The sequence below is a fragment of the Xanthomonas arboricola genome, from assembly GCF_003353015.1.
Taxonomy (GTDB): Bacteria; Pseudomonadota; Gammaproteobacteria; order Xanthomonadales; family Xanthomonadaceae; genus Xanthomonas; species Xanthomonas arboricola_E.
On record NZ_QREM01000010.1, the window covers coordinates 629,866 to 654,186 of the forward strand.

The window sequence follows — 24,321 nt, forward strand, 5'->3', positions numbered from 1 at the left end:
CAGGTCGCATCGGGCGGCGGGGGCACTGCCCAAGGGCTGCAGTCACCGGCCTGGATCAGCCAGCGTTGATGGTTGCCCGCATTCGGCTTCGCGCTGCGGGCAACGCAATCAGCAGGGCCCTCAGCTGGACAGATGCTCGATGGCGGCGACGCTGCCGAGGCGGTCGCCGAGCTTCTTCAGCAGGGCCAGGCGGTTGGCGCGCAGTTGCGGATCTTCGGCATTGACCATCACCCCGTCGAAGAAGGCGTCGACCTGCGGGCGCAGGCGCGCCAGGCGCGCGAGCACGGCGACGTAGTCGTGCCGGTGCAGTGCATCGCCGGTGTCGCCGATGGCCGCTTCCACTGCTTCGGCCAGGGCTTCCTCGGCCGGTTCGCGCAGCAGCGTGGTGTCGATGTCGCCGGGGATCTCGCCGTCGACCTTGCGCAGGATGTTGCGGATGCGCTTGTTGGCTGCGGCCAGGGCTTCGGCTTCTGGCAGCGTGGCGAAGCTGCCGATCGCCTCGATGCGGCGGTCGAAGTCGTAGAGGGAGCCGTGGGTCGCGCCCGGGTGCGCTCCTACGAGCCCTGTAGGAGCGCCCTCGGGCGCGACCGAGAACAATGCGGCGACCGCATTGAAGTGCGTGGCAGCAACGCCCTTGTCGGCGTAGTAGCCGCGCAGGCGGTCGAGGATGAAGTCGAAGATTTCAGAAGCGAGCTGCGCGTATTGCGCGGACTCGATATCAGCAATTTTTTCTTCGTTCTTCAGCGTCGCTGTTCGCACGAGGCGATCCCACGGCAGCAACTTGACCGCAGTCACCAGCGTCGCCTTCAAATCCAGCTCAAACCCACTCTCGATCACCGTCCGCGCCAACCCCAGCGCATTACGCCGCAGCGCGAACGGGTCCTTGTTGCCGGTCGGCTTCAGCCCGGCCGCAAAGCCACCGGCCAGGGTATCCAGACGTTCGGCAATCGCCAGCACCTTGCCCAGCGGCGACAACGCGATGTCGTCGCCGGCAAACCGCGGCTGGTAGGCCTCGTCGATGGCCAGCGCAATCTCGCCGGGCTCGCCGGCCGCCTTGGCGTAGTGGCGCCCGGCAATGCCCTGCAATTCCGGGAATTCGTTGACCATGCGCGACTGCAGGTCGTTCTTGGCCAGCTGCGCGGCGCGGCGTGCCTGCACCGGATCGGCACCGACCTGCGGCGCGATCGCCTCGGCCAGCGCCGCCACGCGCGCGACCTTGTCGGCCACCGTGCCCAGCTTGGCCTGGTAGGTGACGCTGGCCAGACCGGCGCCCATCGCCTCCAGTCCCTGCTTGAGGTCTTCGTCGAAGAAGAACTTGGCATCGGCAAAACGCGGGCGGATCACCCGCTCGTAGCCCTTGGCGACTTCACCAACATCCTTGGATTCGATGTTGGCGATGCCGATGAACTGCTCGGTCAACTTGCCGCCGGCATCCAGCACCGGGAAGAATTTCTGGTTGATTTCCATGGTTTCGATCAGCGCTTCCTGCGGCACCTCCAGGAAGTCGCGCTCGAAACTGCACAGCACCGCCGACGGCCATTCGACCAGGTTGACCACCTGCTCCAGGTTGTCGTCGCTGATGCGCGCACTGCCACCGGCCTGCCTGGCGGCAGCTTCGACTTCCTCGACGATGCGTGCGCGGCGTGCGTCGGCATCCACCAGCACATGCGCGGCGCGCAGCGCCTGGACGTAGTCGCCCGGTGCCGCCAGCGACACCTCGCCCTGATGCATGAAGCGGTGCCCGCGGCTGAGGCGATCGCCACGCACGCCCAGCAGCTCGGCCGGAATCACCGCATCGCCGAACAGCAGCACCAGCCACTGCACCGGCCGCGCGAAGGCGTACTCGTGCGCGCCCCAGCGCATCGGCTTGGGGATCGGCATCGCGGCAATGGCTTCACGCAGGATGTCCGGCAGCAGGTCGGCGGTGCGCGCGCCCGGCGTCACCGCGCGATGCACGAAGCGCTCGCCCTTGGCATCGCTGGTGCGCTCCAGCGCGGTCCAGTCGATGCCGGCCTTGGCGGCGAACCCGGCCAGCGCCCTGGTCGGCTTGCCCTCGGCATCCAGCGCGATGGTGAGATACGGGCCCAGCACTTCGGAGCGCTGCTCGGGCTGCTCGGTGGCCACGCCCGGCAGCAGCACCGCCAGGCGGCGCGGCGTGGACAGCGGCTTGGCCTCGCCACGGGTGACCGCGACGCCGCGCTTTTCCAGACCGGCCAGCACGCCATCGAAGAAGGCCTGCGCCAGACCCGGCAGCGCCTTGACCGGCAGCTCCTCGGTGCCCAGTTCGATCAGCAGGGGAAGTTGTTCGCTCATAAGACGTGGACCTTTACGTGTTCCCTTCTCCGGTCGGGAGAAGGTGCCCCGAAGGGGCGGATGAGGGTGCGGGCGAAGCTCTGTGGCGTTTGGGTGCAGGAGGGCTGCGCCTCGTCCCCTCGCCCCAACCCCTCTCCCGCAGGAGAGGGGCTTGCTGGTCCCTTCTCCCGTCGGGAGAGGGTGCCCCGAAGGGGCGGATGAGGGTACGGGCGAAGCTCTGGGGAGTTGGGGTGCATGAGGGCTGCGCCTCCGTACCCTCCCCCCAACCCCTCTCCCGGGGGGAGAGGGGCTCTTGTTACTTCTTTACCCCGGGAAAGCCCAGCTTCTCGCGTTGTGCGTAATACGCCTGCGCCACGCCCTGCGCCAGCGCGCGCACGCGCAGGATGTAGCGCTGGCGTTCGGTCACGCTGATCGCGCGGCGTGCATCCAGCAGGTTGAATGCGTGGCTGGCCTTGGTGACCTGCTCGTACGCCGGCAACGGCAGGCCGACTTCCACCAGGTGCCTGGCCTCGGCCTCGCAGGCGTCGAAGCGATGGAACAGCTCGGCCACGTTGGCATGCTCGAAGTTGTAGGCGCTTTGCTCCACCTCGTTCTGGTGGTACACATCGCCGTAGCTCACCGGCGTGCCATCCGGGCCGTAGGTCCACACCAGGTCGTAGACGTTGTCGCAGCTCTGCAGGTACATGCACAGCCGTTCCAGCCCGTAGGTGATCTCGCCCAGCACCGGCTTGCACTCCAGTCCGCCGGCCTGCTGGAAGTAGGTGAACTGGGTCACCTCCATGCCGTTGAGCCAGACTTCCCAGCCCAGGCCCCAGGCGCCGAGCGTCGGCGATTCCCAGTTGTCCTCGACAAAGCGCAGGTCGTGCACCAGCGGGTCGATGCCCAGCGCCTTGAGCGAGCCCAGGTACAGGTCCTGGATGTTGTCCGGGTTGGGCTTCATCGCCACCTGGTACTGGTAGTAGCGCTGCAGCCGGTTGGGGTTTTCGCCGTAGCGGCCGTCGGTGGGGCGGCGCGAGGGCTGCACGTAGGCCGCATTCCACGGCTCCGGTCCCAGCGCGCGCAGGAAGGTGGCCGGATGGAACGTGCCTGCGCCCACTTCCAGGTCCAGCGGCTGGATCAGCACGCAGCCTTGCTCGGCCCAGTACTGGTTGAGGGTCTGGATCAGGCCCTGGAACGTGATTGGAACGCGGCGGGAATCGGACATGCAGCAAGGGCCGTGCGAAAGGGGTGCGCTAGTATACCGGCCGACCCGCGGCGCTTTGCCGCGGAGCACCGCTGCAGGGGAAACAAGCGATGGAACAGCGGCGTACGGCCGATCCAGAGGGTGCGGTGGCGATCCTGCCACGCGGACGACTGATGTTCGACCCGGTGGCCGCCGCGTTGCTGGCCGATGGCATGGTGGTGCCGCACGAACACGAGCGCGTGCAGTTCTCCGCCGCCGGCGTGCGCAATGCCAGCGAGGTGCATCCGCTGGTGCTGCTGGCCAATCTCAAGCTGCACGCCGCACAGCCGCCGGCCGGCGAGCTGGGCCTGGAACGGCTCACCGAATGGCTGGCCACCCGCACCGGCCTGCGCTACCTGCGCATCGACCCCACCCGTATCGATGTGGCCGCGGTCACCGGCGTGGTCTCGCATGCCTACGCGCGCCGCCACCGCATCCTGCCGCTGGCGCTGGATGCCGAACGCGTGCTGATCGCCACCAGCGAGCCGCTGGCGCTGGACTGGCTGGCCGACGTGCAGCACCTGAGCCGGCGCCGCATCGAACTGGCGCTGATCAACCCGCTGGACCTGCACCGCTACACGATGGAGTTCTTCGGCGTGACCCAGTCGGTGCGCGGCGCGCGCGGCGATGTGCGCAGCGCCGAGTCGAGCTCGGGCCTGCCCAGTTTCGAGCAGCTGGTGGAACTGGGCCGCGCCGGCGACGTCAATGCCGACGACCACCACATCGTGCATATCGTCGACTGGCTGCTGCAGTACGCCTACGAACAGCGGGCCAGCGACATCCACCTGGAACCGCGCCGCGAGGCCGGGCGCATGCGCTTCCGCATCGACGGGGTGCTGCACAAGGTGCTGGAAGTGCCGCCGTCGGTGATGACCGCGGTGGTCAGCCGCATCAAGGTGCTCGGGCGCATGGACCTGGCCGAACGCCGCCGCCCGCAGGATGGCCGCATCAAGACCCGTTCGCCGGGCGGGCGCGAGGTGGAGATGCGCCTGTCCACGATGCCCACCGCGTTCGGCGAGAAGTGCGTGATGCGCATCTTCGACCCGGATTCGGCGTTCAAGAGCATCGAGCAACTCGGCTTCAGCCCGGAAGAAGCCGCCGGCTGGAGCGCGCTGGTCGAGCGCCCGCACGGCATCGTGCTGGTCACCGGCCCGACCGGCTCGGGCAAGACCACCACGCTGTATTCCACGCTCAAGCGCCTGGCCACGCCGGATGTGAACGTGTGCAGCGTGGAAGACCCGATCGAAATGATCGCGCCCGAGTTCAACCAGATGCAGGTCCAGCAGAACATCGACCTGGATTTCGCCAGCGGCGTGCGCACGCTGCTGCGCCAGGACCCGGACATCATCATGATCGGCGAAATCCGCGACCTGGAAACCGCGCAGATGGCGGTGCAGGCCTCGCTGACCGGGCATCTGGTGCTGNTGGAAGACCCGATCGAAATGATCGCGCCCGAGTTCAACCAGATGCAGGTCCAGCATAACATCGACCTGGATTTCGCCAGCGGCGTGCGCACGCTGCTGCGCCAGGACCCGGACATCATCATGATCGGCGAAATCCGCGACCTGGAAACCGCGCAGATGGCGGTGCAGGCCTCGCTGACCGGGCATCTGGTGCTGTCCACGCTGCACACCAACGACGCCGCCTCGGCGATCACCCGTTTGCTGGACCTGGGCGTGCCGCATTACCTGGTCGCCTCCACCCTCAACGGCGTGCTGGCCCAGCGGCTGGTGCGCACCCTGTGCGTGCACTGCAAGCGCCCGCACACGCTCAGCGACGACGACTGGGCGGCGATCCGCGAGCCCGGCGAGGCGTTGCCGGAGGTGCTGAACGTACACGCACCGGTCGGCTGCCTGGAATGTCGCCGTACCGGCTATCTGGGCCGGGTGGGCCTGTACGAGCTGCTGCCGGTTACCCCGCGCCTGCGCAGCCTGATCCGCGCCGACACCGACCTGGCCAGCTTCAGCCACGCCGCCCGCGGCGAAGGCCTGCGCACGCTGCGCCGCACCGGCCTGGAGAAGGTCGCCGCCGGGCTGACCACCATCGAAGAAGTGCTGTCGGTATTGCCGCCCCGGGACTGAGCGGATCCTCCGTGCTGGTGAGCAGGCCGCTTGGGCGTGGTTGGCGGCCGGCACGCGCGTGCATGATCGGGGGGATTGTCGAGGCCGCAAGGCATCGAGGGTCGGGGGATTGAGTAGAAAATTTTTTGCGCACAGTGGGACCGATCCCTGCCGATCGCCCGTTTTCGCTCAGGCACGTTGTCGGTGGGCACGCACGCAAAGACACGTCCGGTTTCCATGCCGTTTCGTACGCAGAGCGCTCGATCGCCATGACGGCGACCGACGCACGCGCTCGATGTTGCCGCATCAGTGCAACTCGGCGCTCATGCCGTCATGGTGGAGACGCCATCTGGCCCGCAGCTCGATCTTTCCAACTGTCGCACTTGTCCACGTTCCGGAAGATGGATTGGCCCTCATGCGCGCGCTCCCAGACGCTCGACGCCGGCGGGCTTGCGCACCTTGGCGGTCATCTCGTGCATGGTCTTTTGGCGCGCTGCGATCTCCTGCGTCAGTTCTGCCTGCCTCATCGGGTCCGGGTGAGGTTTTTGCTGCTCCTTGGCAAGCCTGCTCTGCGCCAATTGCATCCGCTTGTACGGCAGGTGCGTTTGCGCCTTGGCGTTGAAGCTCTCGGCGGTGTGGAACTGCACTTCAAACGCGTAGCCCTCGGCATCGGTGAAACTGGCATTGATGCCCCGGTAGGTGCCGTCGCCTGAGGTAAAGTAATTTTTCAGTTTCACGCATGTGATTCCTTGCCGTTGCAGGGTCTGCTGTACCGCCAGCACCTTGGCCACGAAATCCTCGGACGGCAACTCAAGCGCATATCGCAGCGCATCGCCCACGGCCTGCGCGGCCTGTTCGGCGGTCATGCCGGCGCGCAGATGGCGCCGCATCTTGTCCTTGATCGAGGAGACCGATTTCTGGAACGGCGCCTGTTGCACCTGCTCGATCCGGCCCTGCCTGGCGTCGTAGCGCACGTTGCCCCAGAGCCGCGCACCCAAGCGCTCGGCCAGCGTATCGAGCACCGGTGTCAGCGCCGCTTGCTTGCTTGCGGCGGTGTCGAACACGCCGTGTGCCGACGATGGGTCTGCCATGCCGGCAGTCTGCCCGGCGCCGGGCGTCGGCCTCGCGCTTGGCAACGCCGGCACGGTCTCTTCCTGCCAGTTGTCGATCTCCTCGCATCCTGGCGGCGAGGCCACGCGCTTGAAGGCCTCCAGTGCAGGCGCCTGCAGCGTGCGCTGCTCGGCCCGCGACGCACCGCCAACCGCCAGCGCATGAGTGCGCTTGTACAGATCGTGGAAGCGCTCCTTGAGCGCGAAGGTCTCCGGCGTGTGGAACTGGATCTCCCACAGCGCCCCCTCCGGGCTGCGCAGCGTGACATTGATGGCCTTGAAGACTGGCAGGTAATTGGTGAATTGATTGGTCATCTTGACCCGTGCATGGCCCTGATCGTCCAGCGCAGCCAGCGTGGCGCGCAGACCAGTGGTGAAGTCCTGCGGTTCCAGCACCACGCTGTAGCGCAGCGCGTCGTTGACGCGGGCTGCCGCCTCGTCCAACGACTGCTTCTTCAGCGCCACCCGCTGCTTGAGCTTTTCCTGCAACGAGCCGTAGGACTTCAGTTGATGCTGCGTGCCGGCCAGTTGCCCACCATGGCGGGCGGCAATGCGCTGCAGCATGTCGGTGACCTGCGGTTCCATCTGGCGAGCGCGCTCGAGCAAGTCCTGTGCCTCAGCCGCAATGTCCTGCGGCTGCACGGCGCGCAAACGCTCGGCCGGCGGCGGCGAGCGGGCGATCCAGCCGGCCTGCTGTAGCGCCTCAAGCGCGTCTTCCATCACGCCGGCGGCCATCGACGGCATGCGCTGCAGCAGCAGCTTGGTCTGTTCGGGATCGAAGCGCCCGTCCTGCATGGCCCGGGCGGTCGCCCTGCTGTACGGCGGGACGCGGACCCGCTCGGCGAAGCTGCGCTCGGACCGTTCGCAGGCCTCCACGATCTTGGCGAACAACGCCGTGCCGGTGTCGGACTTCAGCGCATCGGTGCCGACCTTGATGGCAATGGTGAACAGGTTGCGCATGGTCAGTTCCGGCTCGCCGGGGACCAGCCCGGGTTGCCCATCCGGGAACTGCGCATGCGATAGCCGGCACACCGGGTAGTTGTCCAGGATGGCGTGGATGCGCGCCTCCACGCCAGAGGCGGCCGCGTAGGCCTTGGCCAGGCCGGGAAACGCCTCGGCCAAGGCCTCGGGCAACGCCGGCGCGACGCTGTCGGCGGCCGGGTCCGTCTCAAGCGCAAGCAGCTGCGCGTGCAGCAATGCGGCCGCTTCCCGCGCTTCGGGCAGATGCGCGCGCTCGATGGCATCGCGCGCCTGCACGCGCAGCGTGGCCAACACCACCGGATCGCGGACCTGCTCTTCGAGCAGCTCGCGCAAACCGGTGCGCAACTCGCGCTCGATGCCATCGTAGGTGCCGAATATCATCTCGCGCGCCATCGCTTCACGCAGCGTGTCCGGTTGCGCCATGAAACGCGACGCCAGCGTGGCCGCCGCCGAGGTAATGCGCTGACCGCGCTTGAGGGATATGATTTCCGACAGCCGCCCGGGCTGGTAGTGGCCGTTGACCGGGTCGATGGACGGCGTGGCCGTCTTCGGCGGTTTGAAGGACTGCTGCCGACCGCGCCGGGCCTGGCGATCCACCATCACCCGCGAAATCAGCGCCGCCAGCTTGGGGTAGCCGGCGTAGATGAAGGCGTCGTCCCCGTCGGTATCCATGTTGCGTTTGCGCAACTCGTCAATCGGCAGTGCGCCCAGGCGCCCAGGCTCCACGATGTCCTTGAGCCGCAGGCTGCCGGTGCTGAGGATGTCGCGCGGCAAGGCACCGCGGTCGCGGCCGCTCGTCCAGGACGACAGCGTCTTCAGATCTTCCTTGGAGCAGGCCAGGTCGGTGTCGCTGAACGCGGCCGGCCACTGCTGCTCGGGCACCACCACCAGCATTCCCTTGCTGTGCAGCATCGGCGGATCGACGTCGGAACGGTCATCGAAACCGGTGTAGCTGTACTGGATGCCGAAGCATTGGGAGAGGAACGCGGCGGTGGCGTCGCCCGTGGCCACGGTGGCGATGCGCTGTTCCGGCACCGGCAGCAGATTTTCCTTGTCGTAAGGAGGCTTGCCGAGCAGCAACGGGCCGCCGGCCAGGTCGAAGGCCTGGCTGCGCTGCTGCGGCAGATGCACGTGGTCGTCGGCCGACGGCACCGCCCGCACGCGCTGGCCGTGGTAGCCCCCGCTGATGAGCGGCCTGTACACCCACAGCGGATCATCGCCTGTCGGCTCCAGTGTCTGCAGCCGGTCCTGCATCGCCGCGTGCGCCTCTTCCAGCGCCGCGGCATCGCGCGGGTAATGCTGCAACGCCTGCGCCGGCATCATCGAAGGCCCCTTGTCCTCGGCCACCAGCTCGCGCTGCTCCTCGGTGGCCTGGTTCGCCTGCACCGCGTGCCAGGCATCGTAATGCGTGCGGAAGGCCGGAATGGACAAGGCCACCTCCAGTTTCAGGAAACCGCAGCCATCGTTGGGGCACAGCGCCAGGGCGGTGCCATCCACCGCCAACGGCTTGAACGGATGCGCAGGGCCCTCGACGTCATCGAACACCCCCAGGCGCAGCGTGCCTTCCACGACATGGTCACTGGGCACCATCTCCAGCAGCGAGCGCTGCATGCGCGACCAGTCCTCGCGTTGCGGAGCGAGCTTGGCCGCCAGCTGCATCAGGCTGCTACCCGGGGCGGTGTCGGCATAGCGGAATGCCGGCAACAGCGACGCCGACTCCTGCCTGTGAGACATCACCAGGCTGTTGCCACTGGATTTCCTGCGCGCGGCGCGACTGCCGCCGAACATGTCGAAGCGCCAGGGCTCGCCGTTGTAGTTGAACGTCCGCGCGAGCATGAAGGTCGATAGCTCACCAGGCAATTGCACCTCCACCAGCGGCAGCCCGGTCAGGCGTGCAAACAGCGAATACGGCTTGTCCGATGCGCTCTGGTTGGTCGACAGCTCCTTGCCCACCAGATCGACCACCACATGGGTCGTGCTGCCGCGGCCCGGCGCCGGCGCCACCGGCCGTCCGGGAACCGTGGACATGCTCAGCCGCCCACTGTCCAGGTCGAAGCGGGTCGGTGGATGGGCCTGGGTAATCGCCGGCGCGTCCTTGGCCATGCGCAGGTCCAGGGCCTCGAACACCTGCTCGCCGGCCTCGATCTGCGCGATCAGGTTCCAGCTCATCTCGCCCAGGTCCGCCTCGATCGCCTCGCGCGTGCGCGCCAGCGTCAGGTCCACCCACTTCACCAGTTCGTCGCGGCGCTGGCGCAGTTGCTTGCGCGGGCCGTCGAGATGGCGCGCTTTCCATCGTCGGCTCACCACCGCGTAGGCTTTGAGCACCTGGTAGAAGGTCAGCGCCGGGCAGCGTGTTGCATGCTGTTCGATGTCGGCCGACGCGCGCGCGCCGCCCTCGCCCAGGTACAGGTCGATCTTGCGCGCGACGATGGGCTGCAATGCATCGAACACGCGCAATGCCTGGCCCCGATGCCGGGAGGCCAACTCCGGGCTGCGGATCAGCGGCAACAGCCCCAAGCAGAGGCTGCCGATCCCCTCAAGGCTGGTCTGGCGTAATCCATCGTCCCCGATCAGGACCGATACCCGCTCCAGCGCCGGCTCTCCCAGCGGACGCATATGGCGTTGCAGCTGCGCCGATGCAAGGGCCTTGAAGAGCCCCCCGATATCGGCAGCCGAAGCGGACACAAACCGCTCGCGGTGCAGGTCCAGGTGCCCGGCCATCGCCTGCAGCTTGGCCACACCCAGGGGCCGGAACTGCTCATCGCCCTCATCGTCCAGGTGCAGCAGGCGGGACATCGCGTTGGCCACCATGGCGATCTCGCGCATCCCGAACTGCCGCCAAGGCAGCTCGGTCGAGCCTGCACGCTCGGCGAGCAGCACGAATGCCGATTGGCACGCCGGCCTGGCGAGCCATTTGCTCAGCGCGTTGAGCGCGATGGCCACGCCTGGCGCCTCCAGGGCATGGCGCAACCCGGGATCGTCGGCCAGCCGCTCGCCCAGCGCACCGGCGGCGGCCGCACACAGTACGTTATCGGGCCATTTGCTCAGCGCGTTGAGCGCGATGGCCACGCCTGGCGCATCCAGGGCATGGCGCAACCCGGGCGCATTGGCCAGCCTCGTCGCCAACAGGTCGGTGGCCGCCTCGCAGACCTGAGTGCCGGGCCATTTGCTCAGGGCATTGAGCGCGGTGACCACTTCTTGCGGTTTCAGGGCGTCGCACACATCGGGCTCGCATGCCAGCCGCGCGGCCAGCGCGCTGCCGGCGGACGCACACACCTCCTCGTCGGGCCATTTGCTCACGGCACCCAGCGCTTGGGTCAGGTTGATCGCGTTGAGGGCCATACACAACTCCGGCTCATGGGCCAGCCGCCAGGCCGACGCACTGACGGCCTGCCCACAGATCGGCGTATCGGGCCATTTGCTCAGCGCGTTGAGCACGTTCGCCACGCCTTGGCGGTCCAGCGCCTGNGCCTGACGCAACTCGGGATCGTCGACCAACCGCTCGGCCAGCGCACTGGAGGCGGCTGCGCAGACCGGCGTATCGGGCCATTTGCTCAGCGCGTTGAGCACGTTGGACACGCCTTGCGGGTCCAGGTCTTCGCGCAGCTCGGGATCGTCGGCGAGCCGCCTGGCCAGCGCAGCGACGACGGCCGCACAGACCGCGTCGTCGGGCCATTTGCTCAGGGCGATGAGCACGTTGGACACAGCTCGCGCAATCAAGGCCTCGCGCAACTCGGAATCGCCGGCCAGCCGCCAGGCCAACGCACTGACGGCCTGCCCACAGATCGGCGTATCGGGCCATTTGCTCAGCGCGTTGAGCACGTTCGCCACGCCTTGGCGGTCCAGCGCCTGNGCCTGACGCAACTCGGGATCGTCGACCAACCGCTCGGCCAGCGCACTGGAGGCGGCTGCGCAGACCGGCGTATCGGGCCATTTGCTCAGCGCGTTGAGCGCATTGGCCAGTTCCTGCGGACTCAGGTCCTTGCGCAACCGGGCCTCGTCGGCCAGCCGCTCGCCCAGCGCGCCGACGGCGTCTCCACAGACCGCCGTGTCGGGCCATTTGCTCAGGGCGTTGAGCGTGGTCGCCACGCCCTGGGCATCCATCGCATGACGCAAGCGGTTGTCGCTTGCGACACGCGCGGCGAGCCGATGCGCCGCGGCCTGGCAATCCGGATGATCGGACCACTTGCTGAAGGTATTGAGTGACAGGCCGATGTTCTGCGCACCCAGAGACTGCCAGGCGTGGTCATCACGCAGCAGATGACGTGCCACACGCGCCACCGCGCGCTCACACCGACCGCTGTCGATATTTTTTGCGAAGGCGTTCAGGAGCAGAGCCGACGGGTGGGCACCCAGCCCCACAAGATCATCGGCCTGATCGACTTGCCCGGCGATCCACGCGATTGCCTCCATGCACGCGGGCTGGTGCGGGTGCTTGCTCAGCTTGTTGCCCACATGCGCCAGCTGCTTCAGCGAGGTGCCTTCGAACCATCCGGTCTGGTAGATGTACTGCGCTGCAAGCTCGGTGCAACGATCGAGATCGCGGGGCGTTACCCCCCTGGAGCGCTGTGCATTGGCAACCAGCTGCAGGTATTTGTCGAGCCGACTGGCGTTGACTTGCGCATGCAAACTCTCTTCCAGGAAGGGCAGCGCCATCCTGCCGCGCATGCGATCGGCCAGCTCGTTGTCGCATGCCATCGATACGCACAGGCCGGCGTTGTGGTTCCGCCCGATTCCGTGGGGCTCGCTCAACTGTCGCCGCTGTTGCTGTCGCTGCGCCTTTAGCCGTTTTTGTGCCGCCACGTCCAGATTATCTTCGGCCCTGCGCAGTTCGGCTGTCAGCCGCGTGCCATGACCTGACCGCTTTGACTGCCGATAGGGTTCTTGCTCTTCGCGCGATCGTTTTCCCACGATTCGCTCGGGTTGCCGCTCGGTCGGTCGAAAATTTTCCCTTGTTTCCAAACCATGCTGCGTCGGTCGTTGGGGCCGACGATGCGACGAGGCACCGACGTCGGCGCTCCCCTTGTCAGGGTACCGCTCGGTTTTGTTGCACTCGTTTACGGCAGAGGGCGGCCAGTGCCGAGAGCACCTGTCCCATGCGCCTTCGCTGGCATCGGTGTGCTCTTTTTTTACGGCGCTTGCCGTAAAGGGCTGCCTGTCGCGCGTCGACGCTCCTCGGTCATCCGACTCCATCCTCCGCCGTTTTCTAGGCGGCCGTCCAAGCGGTTGATGCGTGCCGCTGCTGCTGGCTGCTGCATCATCCTCCGTTAGCCTGGGCTTTTCGGCATGAGCGTAAGGCGAGTTTGTGCGGAACGCGTTTGGATGGGTGGCATGGGTTTTCATGCCCAAAATTTTAGTCGAGCTACCCGCGAGCGAATTGTTCGATACGAAGCATCGACGACGTGTGCGACGCGCGCTGCGTGTTGGGCCGATGGCCCCAACACATGGCATGGATTGAACGCCCGGGATGCAGCACGCCGCCACGGCGACGTGCTCCGCAGCCGTCAAGCACGGTGTTCTGATGGTTATGCACGACTCGGCGTTTTTCCATCTCAATCCAGCCGAACCTTGCGTCGACCTGACCACAGCAACGGCGCAGAGGCACTGTCATTCCAGCCGTGCGTTTGTCTGCCGATATCCAAGACATGCACCAGTCGGCGACCACCGCTACCATCATCAGCATCCCGCTGCGAGGGAATCAGGAAATGTCATTCGGCAATGACCCGCAGCGAGCGTATTGGAGTGCCGCTTGAAAAAAACGCGTCGCTGCCGCCTACAATCGGGGGCATCTGTCGTGTCCGGATCTTCGCGCATGTCCGTTTTGCCATTCCTGATCATCGAAACCGGGCAACCCGTGCCGGAGATGAAGCGCTACGGCCGTTTTCCGCACTGGATCCGCGTGGCCGCCGGGCTGGCCGAGCATGAAACCGTGGCCATCGACGTCGCCAGTGGCGATGCGCTGCCCGACCCGGCCGCCTTCGCCGGCATCATCGTCAGCGGCTCGGCCGCCTATGTCACCGACCGCGCCGACTGGAGCGAACGCAGTGCCGCGTGGCTGCGCGATGCCGCCCACCAGGGCAAGCCGCTGCTGGGCATCTGCTACGGGCACCAGTTGCTGGCGCATGCGCTGGGTGGCGAGGTCGACTACAACCCGGCCGGGCGCGAGTCCGGCACCATCGCGCTGGAATTGCACCCGCCGGCCGGGCAGGACCCGTTGTTCGCCGGCCTGCCGGAGCAGTTCCCGGCCCATGCCACGCATCTGCAGACGGTGGTGCGCGCGCCGGAGGGCGCCATCGTGCTGGCGCATTCGCGGCAGGACCGTTGCCATGCCTTCCGCTGGGGCCGGGCCGCCTGGGGCGTACAGTTCCACCCCGAGTTCGCCACCCACCACATGCGCGGCTATGTGCAGGCGCGCGCCGAGTGCATCGCCCGCCACGGCCACTGCGCCCGCACGGTTGCCCGCGAGGTCACCGCCGCGCCGATCGCCCGCAAGCTGCTGCGCCGGTTCGTGCATCACGCACGCGGCCTGCAAACAGTGACCACTCATCCCGCCGCACACACGCAAAAGCAGCGATAATCGCGCCACGCCGGATGGTCCGGCGCGTATCGATCCGGAATGGGAATGAGCGAAATCCGCAAGGTGCCGGCGTCTGCCGGCGCAGAATGGCTGTTGACCGGTTTCTCGCTGCTGAAGCGGGCGCCACTGGCGCTCGGCTCGCTGGGGGTGATCTGGAGCGTGGCGGCCACCCTGGTGGTGTCGCTGTCGGTGCTGGTGCCGCTGCTGGGCCCGGCCCTGCAGTTCCTGCTGGTATTGGCCGGCCCGCTGTTCATGGGCGGCCTGCTGTGGGCGATCCGCGAGGTCGACGAAGGCCGCATCGCCAAGCCGTCGCACCTGTTGCACGGCCTGCAGGACGGCCGCGCGCCGCACCTGCTGGTGTCGTTGCTGCCGCAGCTGATCGCCGGCCTGCTGCTGGGCGTGCTGCTGCTGGTGATGATCGGCGCCAGCGGGCTGCAGCAGCTGTCCGAGGTGATGATCAAGATCAACCAGATCAGCCAGTCCGGCGCGCAGCCGGACCCGGTGCAGATCGAGCAGCTGGCCGCCAGCCTGCCGGCCGGCCGCATCCTGCTGTGGCTGCTGCTGACCATCGCCACCTTCGCGGCGATGACCCTGGCGCTGTTCGTGATGCCGCCGCAGGTGATGTTCGACCGCCGCACCGGCGGCCACGCGCTGCGCGAGAGCCTGCGGGCCAGCCTGCACAACCTGCCGGCGATGCTGGTGTTCTTCGTGCTGGCCTTTATCGCCATCTTCGCGATCTATTTCGCGGTGATGATCGTGGCGCTGATCGTCGGCCTGGTGGCCGGCCAGACGGTGGCGATGTGGCTGGCCCAGCTGCTGCTGATGGCGGTGCTGATGCCGGTGTTCGCCGGCTCGGTCTACGCGGCCTGGAAGCAGATGTTCACGCATGACGGCAACGTGGCGCAGCCCACTGCACCGTCACGCCCGGACGTGTTCGCGGCCTGAGCCCTGACACGTTGCGGTTGTCTCTGCCACCTCAGGCCCCCGGCCCCGTAGGAGCGCACCCGGGCGCGACATGCTTTCGTCAGGACACCCCTCGGTCACGCGCGAACGTGTTCGCCGCCAGACCATCCCANCCCCGGCCCCGTAGGAGCGCACCCGGGCGCGACATGCTTTCGTCAGGACACCCCTCGGTCACGCGCGAACGTGTTCGCCGCCAGACCATCCCAACCCGTAGGAGCGCACCCGGGCGCGACGAAGCGTTGGTCGGGAAGTCCCGGTCGCGCCCGGGGGCGCTCCTACGTGGGTGATTGGCGTCTGGGGCGATCGTCCGCGCTAGGCGGCCTTTGGACCCACCGCGCGCGAGGCGATGATGCCCAGCGCGCACAGCAGGCACATCGGGATCGCCAGCATCAGCTGCGAGACCACGTCCGGCGGGGTGAGCACCGCGGCCAGGACGAAAATGCCGACAATGGCATCGCCGCGACCTTCGCTCAGCTGCGCTCGCGGCCTGAGCCCCCTGACCTGCGGTTGTCTCGGCCGCCTCAGGCCCCGGCCCCGTAGGAGCGCACCCGGGCGCGACATGCTTTCGTCAGGACACCCCTCGGTCACGCGCGAACGTGTTCGCCGCCAGACCATCCCANCCCCGGCCCCGTAGGAGCGCACCCGGGCGCGACATGCTTTCGTCAGGACACCCCTCGGTCACGCGCGAACGTGTTCGCCGCCAGACCATCCCACCCCGTAGGAGCGCACCCGGGCGCGACGAAGCGTTGGTCGGGAAGTCCCGGTCGCGCCCGGGTGCGCTCCTACGTGGGTGATGGCGTCTGGGGCGTCGTCCGCGCTAGGCGGCCTTTGGCCCTACCGCGCGCGAGGCGATGATGCCCAGCTCGTAGAGCAGGCACATCGGGATCGCCAGCATCAGCTGCGAGACCACGTCCGGCGGGGTGAGCACCGCGGCCAGGACGAAGATGCCGACAATGGCATAGCCGCGACCTTCGCTCAGCTGCTTGGGGCTGACCCAGCCCAGCAGCACCAGGATCACCAGCGCAACCGGCAACTCGAAACTCGCACCGAAGGCGAAGAAGATCGCCAGCACGAAGTCCAGGTACGAATTGGCGTCCGGGGTAATGGCGATCACGTCCGGCTTGAACGTGGTCAGGAAGTGGAACACCGCCGGCAGCACCAGGAAATACGCGAATGCGCAGCCGATGTAGAACAGCGCCACCGCCGAGGCCAGCAACGGGAATGCGAGTTTCTTCTCGCGCTGGTACAGGCCCGGCGCCACGAAGGCCCAGGCCTGATACAGCAGCCACGGCACGCTGAAGAACACCGCCACGAAGAAGGTCAGCTTGAGCGGGGCGAAGAACGCGCCGGCCGGGTTCATCGCGATCATGGTCTGCCCCAGCGGAAGCTGCGAAATAAGCGGCGCAGCCAGCCACGAATAGATCGCGCGGGAAAACGGCAGCAGCGCCAGCAGCACCACGCCCAGGCCGATCAGGGCACGCACCAGGCGCGCGCGCAGTTCGACCAGATGCTCGATCAGACTGCTTTCGGCCTGTGCGTCGTCGAACAGGCTCACGGCTGCTTCTCCTGGGGCTTGCCCGGCGCGGTTGGCTCGGTCGGTGCCTTCGGCGTGCTCGGCGCCATCGGTGCAGTAGTGGCCGGCGTCTGCGCATGCGCACTGGTGCGATGCGCCGCGTGCGGCGCTGGCGCCACGGGGTCATGCGGGGCCGGCACCAATGGCTGATGGGGCGCCGGTGCAATGGGTTGTGCCTGGGCAATGACCGGTGCCGCAACCGCGGGTGCAGCGGCCGCGTCGGCAAGCGCCGGCGTCCCTGCGACCGACTCGGCATTGGCCCCCGCCGACAGGTCCGCATGCGCCAGCTCCAGCGGCGTCGCCACCGGTGCTGCCGTGCTGCGGATGTCGATATCGCGGCCGACGTCGTCGTGCAGCGCGCGCGCGCCCTGCTCGACCTGCTGCTGCTTGTTGCGCAACTGGTCCTCGGCCTCGCGCAGCGAGGCCTGCACGTCCTGCAGGCTGCGCTTGAGCTCTTCGGCCTCCAGCTCGCGCTCCAGTTCCTGCTTGACCGAATCCCATTGCATGCGCGCCCGGCGCACCCACAAGCCGGCGAACCGGGCCGCCTTGGGCAATCGCTCGGGACCGAGCACCACCAGGGCGACGATCGCAATCAGCGTCAGTTCGCCAACACCTATGTCAAACACCGACGCCGCTCCGGATCAACGCGCGTCGCGATCGCGCTCGGCCTGCGCCTCACGTGCCTGCTCGGCCGTGCGGCTGTCGTCGCCCAGCTTGCCGGCCGGCTTGTCGTCGTCGTGCATGCCTTTCTTGAATTCCTTGACCGCGCTGCCGAGATCCTTGGCACCGCTGGTGAGCCGCTTGGTACCGAACACCAGCAGCACGATCACCAGCACGATCAGCCAGTGCCAAATGCTGAAACCGCCCATGATCTGCTCGCTTGCTGAAGAAGAAGGAAGGCGCAGGATACCCCAGCGCACCGCGCAGGGGGATGACAGCGCGTCAGCGGTTGCCGTCCAGCGATTCGGTGCGGATTTCGCCATCGGACACCGGCTGGAAGCCCTGCTGCGGCGGTGGCGTGGTGCTGGGCTGCATCGGCACGGTGCTGGCCTCGTTGGCCGGCGGCGGTGCCGGCTGCACCGGGGCCTGCGTGGCAGTCGCCGCGTGCGGCGGCGGCACGGTGTCGTCACTGTCACCGTCGCCATCGCTGTTGCGATTGGCGCGTGCGGTGTAGGTGACCTCTTCCAGGCGGTCGCGGAAGGCGATCACGTCGGTGGACGGGCGCTCGTTGGTACGGCCTTCGAAGATCATCCGCGGGGTGGCGCCGCCACCATAGGCGTTGAGGTCGGCGGCATCGTCGATCTGCAGCACCGCACCGTCCAGCGCCACGCCGGCGAACAGGCCACGGGCGCGCGACCACGACCAGATTTCGGCCTTGAGCTGGCCATCGGTGGCGGCGGCGGCATTGCGGCCGACCGGGCCGGCGGCCACGCCGGCATCGGCACCGAGGGTGAACTTGCCGTTGACGATGTTGTCCAGGCTGCGGTCGTTGCGGAACACCAGCACCACGTCGGAGGACTGCACGCCGGCCTGGAAGCCGATGCTGCCGCCGGTGAGCTTGACGAACACCGGCTGCGACCAGCTGCCGTCGGCATTCTTCATCGACATCAGGCCGTGGCCGCGACGGCCGCCGATCACCAGCCCGGCCTTGAGCGTGTCGGGGATGACCACGATGGCGCGCGCCTCGTCGAGCAGCTTGTCCGGGATGGCCTGCTCGGGAATCTTCATGATCTCGTTGAGCACCCGCACCGCGTTACGCGCGCGCTGGTCCTCTTCCGGGCCGGCGACGGCATGGCCGGCGGCGAAGGTCAGCGACAACAACAGGGCCAGGCGCGACAGACGAGGCATGACAAGCTCCAGGGGACGATCCGTCAAAGATAGCAATGGCGCGACGTTAGTGGTGGCGCAATGAATCGGTGGTGAGCGCAGGCCGGGTGCCAGAGGCGGTCAATGGGGGCAATCGATGCGCTGTCCTCGGCAGCACTGCCGCGCTCTGCCAGAATGGTGCGCATGAACACCACCCCCGATACCGCCCTGCTGGTCGTCAATCTCGGCACCCCCGAGTCGCCCACCGCCCCGGCCGTGCGCCGCTACCTGGCCGAGTTCCTCAGCGACCGCCGCGTGGTCGCGATCCCGCCGCTGTTCTGGAAGCCGCTGCTGTACGGGGTGATCCTGCCCATCCGCGGGCCCAAGTCGGCCGAGAAATACGCCAAGGTCTGGCTGCCGGACGGCTCGCCGCTGGCGGTGTACACGCGCCGGCTGGCCGAGGGCCTGAAGCAGGTCATGCCGGACTGGCACGTGGAATGGGCCATGCGCTACGGCGCCCCGGCGCTGCGCAAGGCGCTGGACGGCCTGCGTGCGCGCGGCATCCGGCGCATCGTGGTGCTGCCGCTGTATCCGCAGTATTCGACCACGACGACTGCATCGATCCAGGACGTGATCGACGCCTGGCGCCCGGGCGCGCCGGAGATCGCGGTGGAGGTGATCCAGGACTATTGCGACGATGCCGGCTGGGTCGCGGCGATCGCCGATTCGATCCGTGCGCACTGGCAGGCGCACGGGCGCAGCGAGAAGCTGATGTTCTCCTTCCACGGCCTGCCGCAGCGCGTAGCCAATGCCGGCGATCCGTATCCGCAGCAATGCGAGCGCAGCGCGCAGGCCATCGTCGCCGCGCTGGGCCTGGGCGCGGACCAATGGCAGATGGGCTACCAGTCGCGCTTCGGCGCGGAGCGTTGGCTGCAGCCCTACGCCGAACCGACCTTGTGGAAACTGGCCGAAGGCGGCGTGCGCAGCTTCGACCTGGTCTGCCCGGGTTTTGCCACCGACTGCCTGGAAACCCTGGAAGAAGTGGCGCTGGGGTTTGCCGAAACGCTGGCCGAACGCGGCGCCACCCTGAGCTACATCCCCTGCCTCAATGCCAGCCCGGCACATGCACAGGCACTGGCCGCCGTGGCCCGGCGCGCGTGAGGTTGGAGCCGTTTGCGTGCGACCTGGCGATCGGCCGGGTCACCGGACTGCGCAACCCGGACCGTGGCCCGCGCCGGGTGCTGGCCCTGCATGGATGGCTGGACAACGCCGCCAGCTTCCTGCCGCTGAGCGCGCACCTGCATGCGCAGGACCTGGACCTGGTCCTGCTCGATCTGCCCGGCCACGGCCGTAGCACGTGGTTGCCGGTCGGTGCCGAGTACACGCTCAGCAGCGCGATCGGGATTCTGCTGCAGGTGGCCGATGCGCTGGGCTGGGAGCGCTTCAGCGTGCTCGGCCACTCGCTGGGCGGCGGTGTTGCCAGCCTGCTGGCCGCCGCGGCGCCGGAACGCGTGGAGGCGCTGATCGCGATCGAGGCATTGGGCGCGCTGGCCGAGCCGGTGGAAGGCACTGCCAGCCGCCTGCGCGATGCGATTGCCTCGGCACGCACCTTGTCGCAGCGGCCGCTGCGCGTGTTTCCGTCGATGGAGATGCCGGTGCGCGCACGCATGATGGCCAACCAGCTCACCGAACCGGCCGCACGGCTGCTGGTGGAGCGCGGCGTGTGCGCGGTCGAAGGCGGCTACAGCTGGTGCAGCGACCCGCGCCTGACCCTGCCCACGGCGATCCGCATGACCGAAGCGCAGATCGACGTGCTGCTGGCCTCCATCGCCTGCCCGGTCCAGGCCATCTTCGCCACGCCGGCGCAGGCGTATTTCCCCGCTGCCTTGCGCGACCACCGCGTGGCGCTGATGCGCGATGCGCGCCTGCATCTTCTGCCGGGCACGCACCACGTGCATATGGAGACGCCGGAAGCGGTGGCTGCGGTGATCAATGGGTTTTTGGCCGAGTTGCCGTCGCGCGAGTGATGGTGGATGCGGGCTGTGCATGCACGCGAACACGCATTGTCATCGCGCCATGGGGTTATGGCGTTTGTGACGGGCGGTGAGACACACCGCCCGTCACTCAGCCTGCAACAACCGCCGCAGCTGCGCCTTGAGCTGGCGCCCGTGCTCGTGGAAATAGCTGCGCTCGTCGCGCCAGGCGGGAAAACGCTGCTCCACCTCGGCCCAGAACGCAGGCGAGTGATTGGCCTGCAGCAGGTGGCAGAGCTCGTGCACCAGCACGTATTCGAACGCGGACGGGCGGCCGAGCACCAGCGCCAGGTCCAGCGCCATCGAGCCATCCGGTGCCAGCGAGCCCCACTGCGAGGACATCACCTTCAGCCGCACCCGCGCCGGCGCGCGCGGCAGGCCGGGCAGATAGCTCGGCAACCAGCGTCCGACATCGGCGCGCGCCTGCGCTTCGTAGAATTCCTTCAGCGTGCGGCGCAGGCCGGCGTCGCCCAGGCGGGTCGGCACATGGAACTGCGCGCCGTCATCGGTGACCTCGATGCGTGCGTAGCGCCCGTCGTGCCAGCTCAGTGGCAACAAGGCGCCGCGTAACGGCAGCAACCCCGGCACGCCACGCGCCAGCGCCGGAAACGCATCGACCTGCTGATAACGCGACAGCTGCGTGCCCAACCAGTCCAGGTGCGCCAGCAGAAAGCGCTCGCCCGACACCAGGCTTGCGCGCAGCGGCAGGGTCAACCGCGCACCGCGTTCGTCGACGCTGAGCTTGATGCGCCGCGCACGCGGGTCGCGCACGCGCAGGACCGCGATTTCGCGCCCGTCCAGTTGCACGCGCACGCAGTCGCGTTCGACAACCTGCGACGGCGGCGCAACCAGACGGCGGACGGGCTTGAACATGGGCACAGGATAGCGCTGCGATGTGTCAGGTGGTGAGATGGCGCGATTGATGCATGCGATGTTGCGGCGTGTCCCGCGAGCGGTGAGGGCGCCGCAGCAGCGACGCTGCGCGTTGGCTGCAGGGCCCTTGCCCGCCCACCATCGCAGGACACGCTGCAAGTACGTCCTTGTAAGCGCTTACGCGGCATCCATGCCGCGTAAGGTCCCGCGACGGTGAGCGGGCAAGGACCTGTCGAGATGGTCGGTGTGTGTGGTTGCAAGCAGAAGATGAGGTGCGATGGTCGAGCCACTGTGTCTCGACCGGCTTCCCACCACTTGTCTCACCGCAGACCGAGCAGCAGGCACGCGTTTTGACGCGCAATCTGCAAGCGTCGCGTCTGCCCACCGCAAGCCGAGCGCCACGCCTTCAAGAAAGCAGCCGACCAACTGTCTGGTGCGGTGTCCTTGCCGGTTGCGGGACCGTGTGGCGGCATGGATGCCGCCACACGGTCCCCATGGATGGGTTCACGGCGTGTCCCGCGAGCGGTGAGGGCACCGCGCCCGCGACGCTGCGAGCTGTTGTTTTAGACCTCGGATGATTCAAGCGGCGCATCGCGCCTTGACGCCGCCACCGTTCGAAACCTGGTTACTCCGCCTTGCTCAGCTTCAGCGCGGTTTCCAGCAGCAGGAACAGGCGGCGGATTTCGGCGCTCATCAGTGCGAAACGGGCATCGAGTTCGGCGCGTGCGCCGTCGTCTTCGCTGTGTTCGAGCTGGTCCAGTGCGCCGTCGAGGAACTTGAGCTTGCGGATCACCAGATCGTCGCCGAGCACGAACGACAGATTGTCGTCCAGCACCAACGCCAGCTTGGTGACCTGCTTGCCGGCTTCCAGATGCTTGTCGATCTCGTCGCCGCGCAGTTCCTGGTGCTGGCACTTGACCACCGCGCCGCCTTCGATCGGGTCCTTCATCTCGCATTCTTCGCCCAGGCTCAGGCCTTCGGGCAGGGGTTCGCCGGCGATCCAGCCGGTGAGGATGGCGCGCGGTGCGACTTCGGCGTTCAACGGCAGGGCCGGGAAGCTGCCGAGCGCGCCGCGGATCTCGCTCATCACGTTCTCGCCGCTCTTGCGGCTGGAGCTGTTGACCGCGATGTAGCCGTGCTGCAGGTCCAGGATGGCATCGGTGCGCGAGCTCTTGACGAAGGCGCGCGGCAACAGCTCATGGATCAGGTCGTCCTTCAGGCGCTTGCGCGCCTTGCCGCCGGGGCGACGGCCTTCCTTCTCCTCGATCTCGGCGACCTTGCGCTCGAGCAGGTCGTTGACCACCGCGCCGGGCAGGATCTTGTCCTCGCCACCGACGGTGAGCCAGAGGAAATCTTCCAGGCGATGCGAGAGCACTTCCTGCTCGTCGCGGCCGAACGGGGAGATGAAACCGCGCGAGCTCATTTCCAGCGGGCCGACCGGCTTGAGCTGCACCTGCGGCAGCAGCGTGTCGATCTCGGAGAAATCCAGCGTGGTGGGAAAGCGGAACAGGGTGAGATTACGAAAGAACATGCGTCAGACCGAAGAGGAGGAAACGTGGAGGGTGGGAAGACTGCCGGCGCCGTGGTGGCCGCGTCAGCCGCTGTCGTGTGTGGTGTCGTCGCCGGCGGCGAGCCAGGCGCTGGAGTCGGAATCGGGAGCGGGCGGTGCCGCCTCGCCATTGCGGCCCAGCGCCAGGAAATCGAACAGGGTGCGGTCGGCCAGTTGCTCGGGCCGTACATCGGCCAGCGCGCGGGCGATCTGCTCGACCCGCCCGGGCTGCTCGCGGTCCCATTGTTGCAGCATGCGGCCGACCTGCTGGCGCTGCAGGTTTTCCTGGCTGCCGCACAGGTTGCACGGAATGATCGGGAACTGGCGCGCCTGCGCGTAGGCGGCGATATCGGCTTCGCGCACATAGGCCAGCGGGCGGATCACCACGTGCTGGCCGTCGTCGCTGCGCAGCTTGGGCGCCATCGCCGCCAGCCGGGCGTGGTGGAACAGGTTCATGAAGAACGTGGCCACGATGTCGTCGCGATGATGGCCGAGCGCGATCTTGGTGACGCCGTGCGCCTGCGCATAGGCATACAGCGCGCCGCGCCGCAGCCGCGAGCACAACGAACACATGGTCTTGCCGGCCGGAATCACCCGGCTGACCACCGAATAGGTGTCCTGCTCGACGATGGCGAACGGCACGTCCAGTCCGCGCAGATAGGTGGGCAGGACGTGGGCGGGGAAGTCGGGCTGCTTCTGGTCCAGGTTGACCGCCACCAGGGTGAACGGCACCGGCGCCTTGCGCTGCAGCTGCAGCAGCATGTCCAGCAAGGTGTAGCTGTCCTTGCCGCCGGACAGGCACACCATGATCTTGTCGCCGGGCGCGATCATGCCGAAGTCGGCAATCGCCTGGCCCACCTGGCGCTGCAGGCGTTTGCCCAGGCGCAGCTGTTCACGCTGCAGCCGCTGGCGCGGGTCGCGCGGCGCGGGGTCGGCCAGGGGTTGCGGCAGCGGCAGGACAGCGGTCATAAGCCGACCATTGTAGCGGCCGGGGGGATTGGGATTGGGTCGTGCGGCCAGAGGTGGCTGCCCCCATCCGCCCTTCGGGCACCTTCCCCCGTAAACGGGAGAAGGGAGCAAGCCCTCGTCCACGCGGGAAGCGCTTCCCACCCAAAGCTCTCCGCGGCAGGTCCCGCTCCTGGCGGCTCCCTCTCCAGGCTGTTCTCTCCCCCGGCGGCTCCCTCTGCTGGCGGTTCCCTCTAATAGCGGTTCCCTCTCCTGGCAGGTCCCTCTCCTGGCAGGTCCCTCTCCTGGCGGTTCCC

At 67.7% G+C, this 24,321-nt stretch carries 15 protein-coding genes and 2 pseudogenes; 6 read left to right on the forward strand and 11 right to left on the reverse strand.

The genetic code is table 11. The features are described from left to right. Positions 1–120 precede the first annotated feature (120 nt). Complete coding sequence (gene glyS, locus C0541_RS20165; protein WP_115051123.1) at positions 121–2,313, reverse strand: glycine--tRNA ligase subunit beta; 2,193 nt, start codon at positions 2,311–2,313, stop codon at positions 121–123. Between the two features lie 295 nt (positions 2,314–2,608). Next, complete coding sequence (glyQ, locus tag C0541_RS20170) at positions 2,609–3,517, reverse strand: glycine--tRNA ligase subunit alpha (protein WP_039513568.1); 909 nt, start codon at positions 3,515–3,517, stop codon at positions 2,609–2,611. An 89-nt stretch (positions 3,518–3,606) separates the two neighbouring features. Between glyQ and C0541_RS20175 the strand changes: the two are divergent. Further along, positions 3,607–4,947: pseudogene (locus tag C0541_RS20175) on the forward strand (GspE/PulE family protein); the annotation flags it as partial. A gap of 15 nt (positions 4,948–4,962) precedes the next feature. Next, a pseudogene (locus C0541_RS21810) lies at positions 4,963–5,616 on the forward strand (GspE/PulE family protein); the annotation flags it as partial. Between the two features lie 392 nt (positions 5,617–6,008). Here the strand turns inward: C0541_RS21810 and xopAD are convergent. After that, entirely contained in the window at positions 6,009–13,028 is a 7,020-nt protein-coding gene (gene xopAD / locus C0541_RS20180; protein WP_153065008.1) for a XopAD/skwp family type III secretion system effector, read from the reverse strand. A gap of 469 nt (positions 13,029–13,497) precedes the next feature. Here xopAD and C0541_RS20190 point away from each other — a divergent pair, with 469 nt between their 5' ends. Together C0541_RS20190 and C0541_RS20195 are read left to right on the forward strand one after the other, a co-directional pair. Further along, on the forward strand, positions 13,498–14,262 hold the full coding sequence (locus tag C0541_RS20190; protein ID WP_115051126.1) for a glutamine amidotransferase: 765 nt from the start codon (positions 13,498–13,500) through the stop codon (positions 14,260–14,262). Between the two features lie 45 nt (positions 14,263–14,307). Then, positions 14,308–15,207: a BPSS1780 family membrane protein gene (locus C0541_RS20195; RefSeq protein ID WP_115051127.1), complete on the forward strand. Its 900-nt coding sequence runs from the start codon at positions 14,308–14,310 to the stop codon at positions 15,205–15,207. A 330-nt stretch (positions 15,208–15,537) separates the two neighbouring features. Here the strand turns inward: C0541_RS20195 and C0541_RS21600 are convergent, their stop codons facing one another. From C0541_RS21600 to C0541_RS20220, 5 genes are all read right to left on the reverse strand, one after another. Continuing rightward, positions 15,538–15,840 carry a twin-arginine translocase subunit TatC gene (locus C0541_RS21600; RefSeq protein ID WP_338016154.1) on the reverse strand — a complete coding sequence of 101 codons (303 nt, stop codon included), beginning with the start codon at positions 15,838–15,840 and terminating at the stop codon, positions 15,538–15,540. A 202-nt stretch (positions 15,841–16,042) separates the two neighbouring features. After that, positions 16,043–16,780 (reverse strand): twin-arginine translocase subunit TatC, encoded by a 738-nt coding sequence (gene tatC, locus C0541_RS20205; protein ID WP_115051128.1) that lies wholly within the window; start codon positions 16,778–16,780, stop codon positions 16,043–16,045. Beyond that, positions 16,777–17,424, reverse strand: a complete 648-nt coding sequence (tatB, locus tag C0541_RS20210; RefSeq protein ID WP_115051129.1) for a Sec-independent protein translocase protein TatB — start codon at positions 17,422–17,424, stop codon at positions 16,777–16,779. Before tatB ends, tatC begins: the two co-directional genes overlap by 4 nt. A gap of 15 nt (positions 17,425–17,439) precedes the next feature. After that, positions 17,440–17,667: a Sec-independent protein translocase subunit TatA gene (tatA, locus tag C0541_RS20215; protein WP_003484969.1), complete on the reverse strand. Its 228-nt coding sequence runs from the start codon at positions 17,665–17,667 to the stop codon at positions 17,440–17,442. A gap of 73 nt (positions 17,668–17,740) precedes the next feature. After that, entirely contained in the window at positions 17,741–18,646 is a 906-nt protein-coding gene (locus C0541_RS20220) for a lipid-binding SYLF domain-containing protein (protein ID WP_161960179.1), read from the reverse strand. Positions 18,647–18,799: 153 nt separating this feature from the next. Between C0541_RS20220 and hemH the strand changes: the two genes are divergently transcribed. Further along, positions 18,800–19,765: a ferrochelatase gene (gene hemH / locus C0541_RS20225; protein ID WP_115051131.1), complete on the forward strand. Its 966-nt coding sequence runs from the start codon at positions 18,800–18,802 to the stop codon at positions 19,763–19,765. A 2-nt stretch (positions 19,766–19,767) separates the two neighbouring features. Beyond that, a complete protein-coding gene (locus C0541_RS20230) occupies positions 19,768–20,631 on the forward strand; it encodes an alpha/beta fold hydrolase (protein WP_161960192.1) in 864 nt (287 codons plus the stop codon). Between the two features lie 93 nt (positions 20,632–20,724). Here the strand turns inward: C0541_RS20230 and C0541_RS20235 are convergent, their stop codons facing one another. The 3 genes from C0541_RS20235 to ttcA all read right to left on the reverse strand — a co-directional run bounded on the left by C0541_RS20235 (position 20,725) and on the right by ttcA (position 24,028). Beyond that, positions 20,725–21,510 carry a SprT family zinc-dependent metalloprotease gene (locus tag C0541_RS20235; RefSeq protein WP_161960180.1) on the reverse strand — a complete coding sequence of 262 codons (786 nt, stop codon included), beginning with the start codon at positions 21,508–21,510 and terminating at the stop codon, positions 20,725–20,727. Between the two features lie 625 nt (positions 21,511–22,135). Beyond that, positions 22,136–23,041, reverse strand: coding sequence for a recombination-associated protein RdgC (locus C0541_RS20245; protein ID WP_007974628.1), 906 nt, complete (start codon positions 23,039–23,041; stop codon positions 22,136–22,138). Between the two features lie 63 nt (positions 23,042–23,104). Further along, entirely contained in the window at positions 23,105–24,028 is a 924-nt protein-coding gene (ttcA, locus tag C0541_RS20250; protein ID WP_115051134.1) for a tRNA 2-thiocytidine(32) synthetase TtcA, read from the reverse strand. Positions 24,029–24,321: the final 293 nt, after the last annotated feature.

Coding starts and splice junctions, on each gene's coding strand:
- glyS (WP_115051123.1), bottom strand. CDS start 2,313: ATGAGCGAACAACTTCCCCTGCTGATCGAACTGGGCACCGAGGAGCTG.
- glyQ (WP_039513568.1), bottom strand. CDS start 3,517: ATGTCCGATTCCCGCCGCGTTCCAATCACGTTCCAGGGCCTGATCCAG.
- C0541_RS20190 (WP_115051126.1), top strand. CDS start 13,498: ATGTCCGTTTTGCCATTCCTGATCATCGAAACCGGGCAACCCGTGCCG.
- C0541_RS20195 (WP_115051127.1), top strand. CDS start 14,308: ATGAGCGAAATCCGCAAGGTGCCGGCGTCTGCCGGCGCAGAATGGCTG.
- C0541_RS21600 (WP_338016154.1), bottom strand. CDS start 15,840: ATGGTCTGGCGGCGAACACGTTCGCGCGTGACCGAGGGGTGTCCTGAC.
- tatA (WP_003484969.1), bottom strand. CDS start 17,667: ATGGGCGGTTTCAGCATTTGGCACTGGCTGATCGTGCTGGTGATCGTG.
- C0541_RS20220 (WP_161960179.1), bottom strand. CDS start 18,646: ATGCCTCGTCTGTCGCGCCTGGCCCTGTTGTTGTCGCTGACCTTCGCC.
- hemH (WP_115051131.1), top strand. CDS start 18,800: ATGGTGCGCATGAACACCACCCCCGATACCGCCCTGCTGGTCGTCAAT.
- C0541_RS20235 (WP_161960180.1), bottom strand. CDS start 21,510: ATGTTCAAGCCCGTCCGCCGTCTGGTTGCGCCGCCGTCGCAGGTTGTC.
- C0541_RS20245 (WP_007974628.1), bottom strand. CDS start 23,041: ATGTTCTTTCGTAATCTCACCCTGTTCCGCTTTCCCACCACGCTGGAT.
- ttcA (WP_115051134.1), bottom strand. CDS start 24,028: ATGACCGCTGTCCTGCCGCTGCCGCAACCCCTGGCCGACCCCGCGCCG.